At 62.0% G+C, this 8550-nt stretch carries 9 protein-coding genes; 5 read left to right on the plus strand and 4 right to left on the minus strand.

The window, feature by feature from the left end; translation table 11 throughout:
* Window positions 1–9 precede the first annotated feature (9 nt).
* Window positions 10–774 carry an EAL domain-containing protein gene (locus J3364_RS17385; protein WP_203142550.1) on the minus strand — a complete coding sequence of 255 codons (765 nt, stop codon included), beginning with the start codon at window positions 772–774 and terminating at the stop codon, window positions 10–12.
* A gap of 167 nt (window positions 775–941) precedes the next feature.
* On the opposite strand from J3364_RS17385, the gene J3364_RS17390 reads away from it, so the two are divergent.
* Window positions 942–2093 carry an isocitrate/isopropylmalate dehydrogenase family protein gene (locus J3364_RS17390; RefSeq protein ID WP_123635314.1) on the plus strand — a complete coding sequence of 384 codons (1152 nt, stop codon included), beginning with the start codon at window positions 942–944 and terminating at the stop codon, window positions 2091–2093.
* A 29-nt stretch (window positions 2094–2122) separates the two neighbouring features.
* Here J3364_RS17390 and J3364_RS17395 read toward each other — a convergent pair whose 3' ends face one another.
* Window positions 2123–3106, minus strand: coding sequence for a D-2-hydroxyacid dehydrogenase (locus J3364_RS17395; RefSeq protein WP_349559503.1), 984 nt, complete (start codon window positions 3104–3106; stop codon window positions 2123–2125).
* A gap of 286 nt (window positions 3107–3392) precedes the next feature.
* On the opposite strand from J3364_RS17395, the gene J3364_RS17400 reads away from it, so the two are divergent.
* Complete coding sequence (locus J3364_RS17400; RefSeq protein WP_203142548.1) at window positions 3393–4622, plus strand: pyridoxal phosphate-dependent aminotransferase; 1230 nt, start codon at window positions 3393–3395, stop codon at window positions 4620–4622.
* A 51-nt stretch (window positions 4623–4673) separates the two neighbouring features.
* The gene (locus J3364_RS17405) at window positions 4674–4859 is read left to right on the plus strand and encodes a CPXCG motif-containing cysteine-rich protein (RefSeq protein ID WP_123635326.1); all 186 of its coding nucleotides are present in this window, start codon (window positions 4674–4676) and stop codon (window positions 4857–4859) included.
* Between the two features lie 2 nt (window positions 4860–4861).
* On the opposite strand, the gene J3364_RS17410 is transcribed toward J3364_RS17405, so the two are convergent.
* Window positions 4862–5452 (minus strand): HAD family hydrolase, encoded by a 591-nt coding sequence (locus J3364_RS17410; RefSeq protein WP_349559504.1) that lies wholly within the window; start codon window positions 5450–5452, stop codon window positions 4862–4864.
* Between the two features lie 105 nt (window positions 5453–5557).
* Between J3364_RS17410 and J3364_RS17415 the strand changes: the two genes are divergently transcribed.
* Together J3364_RS17415 and J3364_RS17420 are read left to right on the plus strand one after the other, a co-directional pair.
* A complete protein-coding gene (locus J3364_RS17415) occupies window positions 5558–6127 on the plus strand; it encodes a YceB family lipoprotein (protein ID WP_123635318.1) in 570 nt (189 codons plus the stop codon).
* Window positions 6124–6861, plus strand: a complete 738-nt coding sequence (locus J3364_RS17420; RefSeq protein ID WP_349559505.1) for a sulfite exporter TauE/SafE family protein — start codon at window positions 6124–6126, stop codon at window positions 6859–6861. Before J3364_RS17415 ends, J3364_RS17420 begins: the two co-directional genes overlap by 4 nt.
* On the opposite strand, the gene J3364_RS17425 is transcribed toward J3364_RS17420, so the two are convergent.
* Entirely contained in the window at window positions 6847–7950 is a 1104-nt protein-coding gene (locus tag J3364_RS17425; protein ID WP_349559506.1) for a fatty acid desaturase family protein, read from the minus strand. The genes J3364_RS17420 and J3364_RS17425 overlap by 15 nt on opposite strands.
* Between the last annotated feature and the right edge of the window lie 600 nt (window positions 7951–8550).

Consider the following 8550-nt stretch of genomic DNA (forward strand, 5'->3'; position numbering starts at 1 on the left):
CGCACCAGATTAGTCCGGAAAGTGCGGTTCCGGCAAACTTTCGAAGCCGGGCCGGGCAAACAGGTAGCCCTGGAACAGTTCGATGCCGAGCGACCTCAGCCAGCGGTACTCCGCTTCGGTTTCCACGCCTTCGGCGATGGTGCGCCCGCCCAGCCGCTGCATCATGGTCTCGATGCCCGCCACGATGGCCTGCTTGTTGGGTTCGTTGTCGATGTTGCGGATCAGCCCCATGTCCAGCTTGAGTAAATCCGGAGGGCTGGCCATCAGCAAATCGTAACGCGGAAAACCGGCGCCGAAATCATCCAGCGCGGTCTGGAAGCCCATGCCCTGGTAGCTGCGGATGATGTCGGCCAGATGGTCTGCAGACGTCATCGCTTCATTTTCGACCACCTCGAATATGATGTTGCGTGTATCAAATCGATAGGTCTGCGCCGCCGCCAGAGTCGTGCGTATGCAGTATTCCGCCTGATAGACCGCGTTGGGCATGAAATTAATGCTGAGCCGCGCGGACATCCCCAATCGCGATGCCAGCTTGACCGCCTTCACCCGGCAGATCTGGTCAAAGGCATAGCGGTTGCGCTCATTGACCCGCGCCAGCACCTCGCCGGCCCCTTCGCCGGATGCACCGCGCACCAGTGCCTCGTAGGCATAGACGGAGTGATCGCGCATATCGATGATCGGCTGAAACGCGAAACTGATCTCAAAATCGAGCCCCTCGCCACAGGCGCATTGCTCACAATGGGATTCATCAAAGAGGACGGCTGGCTGATTCACTCGTTACTCCGCTTTCTGCTGTCTTTTACTCAACCTTGTCATGACTCTAGCATGCCTGAGGTTCATTGTGAGGGATGGCAGGACCGGTCTGTAACGCTACACTGAGGGCATCCAGCACGGACCGCGGGTCCGTGACCCACCATCCCGCAACCTGAAGGGAGTCCCGTATGACAGCCACCAAGCGGATCGCGGTTACACCTGGCGACGGCATCGGGCCGGAGGTCGTTGAACAGGCCGTTCGCTGTCTCGATGTCCTGCGTGAACGCTACCACCTCGACCTGGAGTGGGAGACTTTTGACTGGCCGTCGCATCGTTGGCACCAGGCCCATGGCGAGATCATGCCGGCCAATGCACTGGAACAGCTGCGGGACTTTGATGCGATCCTGCTGGGCGCGCTGGGCGACCCCGGCCCGATGACCGACCCGAACCGCTATCTGCTGCCGGACAGCATCTCCCTCGCGCCGCTACTGCAGATGCGCAAAGGCTTCGACCAGTGGGTCTGCGAGCGGCCGGCCCGGCTGCTGCCCGGGGCCCGCCAATACCTGGCCGACGAGCGGGCGCGGGATGTGGACATGCTGGTGATCCGCGAGAACAGCGAAGGGGAATACGTGGCCCAGGGCGGCCGCCTGCGGCCCGGCAGCGAGGACGAAGTGGCCACCCAGATGGAGGTGTTCACCCGCCGCGCGACGAACCGGATTATCCGCCACGGCTTCGAGCAGGCCCGATCACGCGCCCGGGCGCGCCAGGAATCCGGCCAGACGCGGCAGTTCAAGACACTCGACGGACGCACCTGCGAGAGCCAGGTCTGCATCATCACGAAGCGCAACGCCCTGCGTTACTGGGGGGATATGTACACGGAAGCGTTTGCGGAGATTGCCGCCGAATACCCGGATGTGGCGACCCATCACGAACTGGTGGATGCCGCCTGCATGAAGTTCGTGCAGTGTCCCTGGGCTTTTGATGTGGTGGTGGCGAGTAACCTGCAAGGGGACATCCTGACGGACCTCGCGGCGGTTCTGTCCGGCGGTATGGGCGTGGCCCCGTCCTGCAACCTCAACCCGGACGACCGCTCCATGCCGTCCATGTTCGAGCCGACCCACGGCAGCGCGCCGGACATTGCCGGCCAGGGTCTGGCGGATCCGACGGCGATGTTGTTCACCGCCGCGCGCATGCTCACCTGGCTGGCCGAGGAATCCGGCCCGCTGGAAGAAGCGGCCGAAGCCCTTCACAATGCGGTCGCTGCCGACCTGGCCGAACACAGCGGCCAGCGGCGCAAGACCCGGGAGATCGGCGACGCGGTCATCGCGCGCCTGAGTTGACGGGTTGAGTGGTCCGGTGGTTACGCCGCCTACTTGGCGGCGTAACCCAGTTTCTTGTCGACGATGTTGAACAGGCTTTCCCCGGCGCTCCAACGATCGAAATTGTCCAGGAACTGCTCGGTCAACGCCCCCTTCCAACCGATAAAGTCCCCCGCCATGTGCGCGGTGATCAACACGTTCTCGCGATCCCACAGGGGATGCTCCGGAGGCAGGGGCTCCTCTTCAAACACGTCCAGACCGGCCCCGGCGATGTCACCGGCATCCAGAGCGGCGACCAGATCATCGGTTTTGACGATCGGCCCCCGACCGATATTGATAAACCGTGCGGTCCGCTTCATGGCCTGGAAGGCCTTGCGATCAAACAACCCTTCGGTTTGCGGGGTCAGTGGCGCGGCCACCACCACAAAATCCGCCAGCCCCAGCTGCTCCATCAGGTCATCGTTGCCGTGGACCGCTTCAAAATCCGGGTCGCTGTCACGCGCAGTGCGGGCCGTGCCGTGCACCTTGAGACCAATCGCACTGCACAGGCGGGCAATCTGACGGCCGATGGAACCCGCGCCGACAACCAGAACCCGCTGCCCCTGGGCCCGCTCGGTATCCCGGTGCTTCCACTGGTGAGCCTGCTGCAGTCGGATCGAGTGGGGGAAGTCCTTGCAGTACATCAGGATCGAGCACAGCACGTATTCCGCGATGGTCCGGTCAAAAATGCCCTGGGCATTGGTCACGGTCACGTCGCTGTCGATCAGGGCCGGGAACATCAACGCATCCACACCGGCGCTGGTGGCGTGGATCCATTCCAGCTTGTCGGCCTCCGGCCAGGCGGCCTCGAAGGCCTCCGTCCGGAAGTCCGTCACCATCATCACCCGGGAACCCGGCAGGGAGTCCCGCAGCGTCGCCTCATCCGAGGCAAAGCGCACTTCAGCCCGCTTGCGAACCGCGTCCATACCGGGCGGTTCCTGTTCTCCGGGAGCGGTCAGAACGGTCACAATCGGCTTGTCGGCTTGGGATGTCATGGGCGGCCTCGTCGTCGGTTTGGCATTCCTTTGGAAACACTCTGAACACCCTGAGTGTGTCGGGGCTCTTTGCCCCGGTCAACCTGACCCAGGCATTCCACGAAAATACGCATGCTCAGGCCCTTGCTCCCCTTTCGGATAAAAACTAATCTGCGAGGGTAAGTCTTCGTTAAGGCGTAGCACACAGGCCGGGACACCGGCGTGACGCCGTTTCGGCAAAAGCAGGCCTGATCCACGGATCCGGGCTTTATTGTCCATCTTTTCCTACCTCTGCCAGGAGATGCTTATGGCCGATGGAGCAAAGCTCAATAAAGCCAGCGACACCGCACCACGCAAGATGAAGTACCGCAAGACCAAGGCCCGTTGGCATCCGTCGATGCAGGCCATTCCCGTGCCGGGCATCCGCCGCATGGTGAACATGGCGGCGAGCATGAAGGACGTTATCCACCTGTCGATCGGCCAGCCGGACCTGCCGACGCCGAAGCACGTGGTGGATGCCTACATCGATGCCCTCAACGCTGGCCAGACCGGCTACACCATGGACGCCGGCCTGCCTGAGCTTCTGGTGGCTCTACGCGACTACTATGGCAAGCGCTACGACCGTAAGCTGACCCGCGATAACATCCTGGTTACCTCCGGCGCGACCGAGGCTATGTATTTGGCCCTGTCCGCAACGTCCGCACCGGGTCGCCAGTTCATCGTGACCGATCCGTCGTTCCTGCTTTACGCGCCGCTGATCCGCATGAACGGCGGTGAGGTGAAGTTCATCCCGACGCGCATCGAGAACAACCACCAACTGGATCCCGACGAGGTGATCGCGGCCATGGGGTCCCGCACCTTTGCGGTGGTCCTGAACTCGCCGAACAATCCGACCGGCGCGGTGTATCCACGCAGCACCATCGAAACCATCGTGGAAGAATGCGCCTACCGGGGCATCCAGATTTTCAGTGACGAGGTCTACGACCACCTGATCCTGGACGACCAGGAATACGCCAGCGTGCTGCGTTGCAGTGTCGACCTGGACAACATCATGTGCATCAGCAGCTTCTCGAAGACCTACAGCATGGCCGGTCTGCGGGTGGGCTGGATCATTTCCAGTCAGGCGACCATCAAGTCCCTGCGGCGCTATCACATGTTCACCACCTCGGTGGCCAACACGCCGTCCCAGTTCGCCGGCGTGGCCGCGCTGACCGGCGACCAGCAATGCATCCGCGACATGGTGTCGATCTATCGGGAGCGGCGCGACCGCGTCGTGGAGCTGGTGGCACAGACGCCGCACATGACCGGCTATCATCCGGGCGGTGCCTTCTTCATCTTCCCGGATCTGCCGAAACATGTGGACGGGTCGGATCTGGCCTTGCGGATGCTCAAGGAAACCGGGGTCTGTGTGGTGCCTGGTGATGCGTTCGGGGAGAACACGGCCAACGCCGTCCGTATCAGCTTCTCGGCGCCGCTGGAAACGATCGAGGAGGCCTTCGACCGGATGATTCCGTGGATGGCCAAACAGCAATTCTGACACTCTCTGGAGAACGCCGGCCCGGCCAACGGGTCGGCCTCAACCCTCGTGATACTTGAACCCGCCCACATCCAGTGCCCCTATTGCTGGGAAACCCTGGAAGTCAGCGTCGATCCATCCGTCCCGGAGCAGGACTACGTGGAGGACTGCCAGGTCTGCTGCCAGCCCATCCTGATCCACGTGCGTTTTGGTGAAGACGGCGAATTGAGCATCGACGCCGAAGCCGAAAACGACTGACCTCAATCGCTCCAGGCTCGACGCAGATCGTCGAAGTGCTCGATGACGTAGTCGGCTCGGTCGGCATAACCCGCATTCCGCGCGTTGCGATACAGGCCACCCGCCATGCCGGCCCGCCGTGCGGTGGTCAGATCATCGATAAAGTCACCGATGTAGGTCATGCGCTCCGGCGCCACACCGAAGATGTCGGCAATCTGCAGCAGGCCGGCCGGATCCGGCTTGGGCGGCGCATCGTCCCGGGTCAGGATCAGATCGATGCCCAGTGAGATCGCCGCATGGGTCGCCGCCACCGCTTCACGGCTGTTACGAGTCAGCACGGCAACCGGGATGGACTGCCGGTGCAGGTGCCGCACCAGGGCTTCCGCACCTGGCATCCAACTGGCGCTTTCGGCACCGGCCATTTCAAAGCGATGAATGATGGCGTGCGCCCGGGCGGCTTCCGCCTCCGACAGGGTCGCCATATGTTCCAGCAGGCCAATCCCTTCGGGAAATCCCAGTTCCCGGCGGATCGCCCGGAAATCGAGCCCGGAATCCACCAGTGTGCCATCAAGATCAAATACCACGGCGTCGTAGCGCGCCACTGTCGTCGTCATGGTTGTGCCCATTGCTCCGGCTTGTGTCGACTCCCGGCATCCGGCAGGATGAAAGTCGCTGGCCACGGCCAGACATCCCTACCGAACTGAAACGGAGTCCCGTTCATGCCATTTTTCCAGCGTGCAGTCGGCCCTATCCTGGCCTTCGCTGCAGCCCTGACCCTGTCCGGTTGTGCTTCCCTGTCGCCCTATTCGGTGAGTGAAAATACGCTCGAAGGCTACCTTCAGAATGCCGTCGCCGATTTTGACCGGCAACAGCTCAAGGCGGGGTCGCCACTGAGCGTATCACTGGACCAGGCGGATATCACGCTGGGCCCGGACGGCCGCGAAGTGGCGGTGCTGGATATCGCCGGCCAGGTGGCCGTCAATGCCTTCATGACCAAGCTGCCGGTCGACCTGAAGCTCAAGGTGGAAGGCGCGCCGGTCTATGACCGGGAGGAACGGGCCGTCTATATCCGCCGGCTGAAGCTGCTGGACAGCAGCATCGACTCCCAGTTTTTCAAGGGTGACCTGAAACCGGTGACAGACAACGTCATGCGCCTGGTCGCCCAATGGCTGGAGACGGTGCCGGTCTATCGACTGGATGAGAACAGCTTCGCCGAGCGCATGATCGGCATGGCTCCGGTGGACGTTAAGGTGGTGCCCGGCAAGTTGGTGCTGGTGCCGGCGGAATGATCCCCGACGGCATTACCCTGGCCGACCTGCTCCTCGCCAACCTGTTCCTGCTGGCTGGCGCCTGCCTCCAGGGCGTCGCCGGCTACGGTATCGGCACACTGTCAGCGCCCCTGCTCTTCCTGCTGAGCCCGCTGTTCGTGCCCGGTCCGCTGGTGGTCAACGCCGTGGTGCTGGCCATTCTCCTGCTGCTGCGCAATCGCGCCAGCATCCGTTTCCGGGAAGTCCGCTATGCCATTGGCGGCAGCGTTGTCGGCACGACCCTGGCGGGACTGACGCTGGCTGTGATCACCGGTGCGGCCTTCGATCTGATGTTTGGCGCGTTGATTCTGTTCGGTGTACTGCTCAGCGTGGCCGGACTCCGCCCGGCCCTGAATCCCCGCAACAGTGTCATCGCCGGGGCCGCGAGCGGTTACATGGGCACCGTCGTGGCCGTGGGTGGCCCGCCAATCGCCATGATCTACCAGAACGAGAAAGGCCCGCTGGTGCGGGCCAATATGTCGGCGTTCTTCCTGTTTACCAGCTGTGCCAGCATCGTTGCACTGTTCTTCGCCGGGCGGCTGGGCCTGCCGGAAATGAAGCTGTTCCTGTTCACCCTGCCCGGCGTCGTGATCGGCTTCCTGCTGTCTGCCACACTGGTTCGGCGCCTGCCCTTTTCCGCCATGCGCCCCCTGATCCTGGGGATCGCGGCGATCGCTGGCATCGGCGCCCTGATTCGCGGCTTAACCGGCAGCTGAGGCCTTGTAGGTGGCCGCACTCATCTCTTTCTGCAGCGGCAGCAGATCGAATACCCGCTTGGGGTTGCTGGGATCGACCAGCGTCGTCGGCGTCAGATAGACCCGCGGCGTCTTGTACAGCAACTTGATCGCCTGCCAGTGGGTCGGCGCCACGTAGCGCTCCGGATAATGCGTCTCCAGCCATTCGCGCAGACGCGGCGCCTTGTTGGAGGACATCTTCGGGAAGAAGTGGTGCTCCACGTGGTGACTGAAGCGGTAGTGCAGCCGGTCCAGGATCGGGTTGGTGCGCAGGCTCATGGAGTTATCCAGCGGGTTGTTGGTCTCGGTCTGCGGCCGCAGGAAGTGATTGGTCAGGATATAGCCCTGCCCCAGTGCGTTGGCCACCATGAACGGAATCACCACGGTGAAGATCGCCAGCGGCCCTGAAACCACCGCCAATGCCAGCCAGGCCGCAACGCACGCGAACGACTGGATGATCGCCCGACGCCGGTTGAAGCCCTTGAACTGTTTACGACGCTTTGCCTGCAGCCACAGTACGATCTGCGCATGCATGGTGAAGGAATAGGTCAGGAACAGCAGGCTGTACCAGGTGCCGGATCCCGGCGCCAGCTTCGGAAACTTGCGCTGCTTGGGATCCGCCTTGTAGCGCCGTATGGTGCCAAAGCTGTCCGGATCCGTATCACCCATGTTGGTATGGGCGTGATGGATCGAATTATGCCACTTGCGCCAGAACTCCGGCGGGGCGACCAGCGGCCCGAAACCCAGCCAGCCAAAGAAATTCTGCCAGCGGCGACTCATGCCGAGGGCACCGTGCAACACCTCATGCGCCAGCAACGCCTGGCAACCGATGGTATGGCCCAGTACCAGCGCCAGCCCCAGGTTGGCATACCAGGGCAGTCCGGCCATCAGGATCGTCAGCATGCAGCCCCAGATCGCCAGCTGCAAAGGCAGGAACCAGATCACCCGCCAGCTCTGGGTCTGGAAGGTATCAGCCGGCAGATCGCGGCGCATCTGGTCGCGCAGCGCACGTTCGTCCTGTTCGCCAAAGGTCTGGCCAGGGATGGATTCAGGTTTTACAGCCGCATTCACGGGAGCACCTCTGCATTTCAGCGTACATGTGTTCGCTGAATTTACCGAAGGCATCAGACCTTGGCAATAGCCTGCGGATTATTTTTTGACCATATTCGGCCATTACTGATCCATATCAATAAATTAGATGACAACGATATGACAGAAATGAAAACAAGAAAAAGTACAGGCGTACGTTAAATGTGAAATTCCAGGGGCGGGACGGCCAGCCAAGCTTCGGCGGCACGTCAATGGCGACCACATCAGACGCCGGGAGCCTGAAACCAATGGACCTCATTACTGCGCCCTCGGAGACTGGCAGGTAACGCGAGAATTTGAAGCAACTGGAGTATGTAGCAGATGCTTTAGCTTCTAAGGCGCCGAAGGCGCCCGGTGACGGCTTTGAGTTTGCCGGTTTGGCATGGGTGACCAACGCATCCAATCTCAGTCCGAAGCCCGGCAGCCCTGCAGGCTGCTCCGAAGCTGAAGCATCGTATATGGTCCCCTCCCTGTTGGTCACTCCCCCAGGTCAGTGAAGAACGGTTGCATTCGCATATCCGGCCTCTTCGTGGAAGCGTTCTGGCTTCCGGGCCCTCATGGGTTCCGCTCATCCTCAACTCC

Source organism: Marinobacter sp. NFXS9 (assembly GCF_040148665.1).
Classification (GTDB): Bacteria; Pseudomonadota; Gammaproteobacteria; order Pseudomonadales; family Oleiphilaceae; genus Marinobacter_A; species Marinobacter_A mangrovi.